General features: G+C 31.4%; 2 protein-coding genes and 1 pseudogene. 1 reads left to right on the top strand and 2 read right to left on the bottom strand.

Annotation, left to right across the window (positions count from 1 at the left end; translation table 11 throughout):
- Window positions 1–398: IS30 family transposase (locus tag ACKTSC_RS13385; protein ID WP_407857829.1), on the top strand; the 398-nt coding region annotated here is incomplete at its 5' end.
- A gap of 397 nt (window positions 399–795) precedes the next feature.
- Here ACKTSC_RS13385 and ACKTSC_RS13380 read toward each other — a convergent pair.
- Complete coding sequence (locus ACKTSC_RS13380; protein WP_326931252.1) at window positions 796–1,383, bottom strand: class A sortase; 588 nt, start codon at window positions 1,381–1,383, stop codon at window positions 796–798.
- Window positions 1,384–1,414: 31 nt separating this feature from the next.
- Window positions 1,415–1,531, bottom strand: a pseudogene (locus tag ACKTSC_RS13375) (IS30 family transposase); the annotation flags it as partial.

Below are 1,531 nucleotides of genomic sequence, written 5' to 3'. Positions count from 1 at the left end.
AAACAAGGCATTATGTAGCAATTAAGATACCCAACAAGACGGGTAGATCCATGATGACAGCAATTAAGCGTCTAGTGGAAATGTATCCACACGGTGTGAAATCGATCACATGTGACCGTGGAAGCGAGTTTGTCAATCAGTTTGAAATTGGACTCATTGAAGACACTTTTGACTGCAAAATCTATTATGCCAATTCATGTGCACCACATGAACGAGGATCAAATGAGAACCATAATGGATTACTCAGAGAATATTTTCCAAAACCATCTAATTTTAAAAATATTTCTCAAAATAAGATCAACCAAGCTGTTCAAAGTATGAATTTACGGCCACGAAAACTTTTTAAGTGGAAATCACCGCAGCACAAATTTAATTTGGAGTATTCGAAAGCTTTCTAGAAACCAACAAAGCGATTTTACATTGTTATAAAAAAGAATAAAACGAACAATACTATGTATACAGAAATCGAAACATGTTATAATAGATCAAATCACGAACGATCGTTATACTAAAACAATCATGTGTTGCGCTTAATCCTAACATTCGCCCAAATGAAATAACTTTGTTTAATTTAGATTATGTAAACTAAAATATTGTACTGATATAAGAAAGCTATGATCGAAATTATCCATACCAAAACTTAGGGACTGATAAATGGTATTACTAATCAATAAAAAGCTTCAAAGATGATCGTTCTTACGTCATTTTTGAAGCTTTTTCATGGATTTATTTAGAGTATCTTTTATGAAGCATTTTTTGTCAAAAATTGTCAGAATTGATAAAACTATCTTTTTGTTACATGAATAATGATCGAGTCTGTTTATCTGTGCTATTGAAGTTTGTGATATCTGTTAATTCACCTTGTACTATTAAGCGTGTTTTTGCTTCATCATCACCACAAGTGATCAGAGTAAGTAATTTTTTTTGGGGAATATTATCAATGAACTCTACTCTAGTTGGATCTACTTTTTCCTTGAAATTGACTTTATATGTGTAAATGTTTTTCAAATCGGTTAAATAGATTTTTTGTTGCACAGAAATGAACTCCAGAGGAGAAAATAGTAACGTCTTATTTTGTACGCTATGACTTGCTAAAGCGTAATTTCCTTCTCCTAATCGTTGTTCAGGTTTCATAGTACCTGCACCCGATAGTAAAGCTGAATTATCTAATCCTTTAAAAACTGGTAGTGATAAGTTAATTGAAGGAATACTTATTCCAGCTATTACTGGTAATTCCAAATTTTTAAATTGAGCCTTCAAGACTCTTTCATTGGATACAGGCTCCACTGAATCAAAATCAAAATTTCCTTCTTTACTCCAATTATCTTTAAGTTTTTTCTCAGAATAATTAACAAGGTTGTATTTCTGAGACTGGTTGATCAATAGCACAGATTTTATTTGATTATCTTAATTGTCAAATTAAGTTAGACAAATCATCAATACTTACGTAACTCAAAAATACTTCCAAAGGTGTTCGATAATCCAGTGATTTTCTAGGAATATTATTTCGTTTAGATGTGACAGATTGAAT

Source organism: Enterococcus hailinensis, from assembly GCF_045862035.1.
GTDB classification, from domain to species: domain Bacteria; phylum Bacillota; class Bacilli; order Lactobacillales; family Enterococcaceae; genus Enterococcus_A; species Enterococcus_A hailinensis.
Note: the sequence above shows the minus strand (reverse complement) of the source record. Positions and strands in the feature narration are given on the sequence as shown.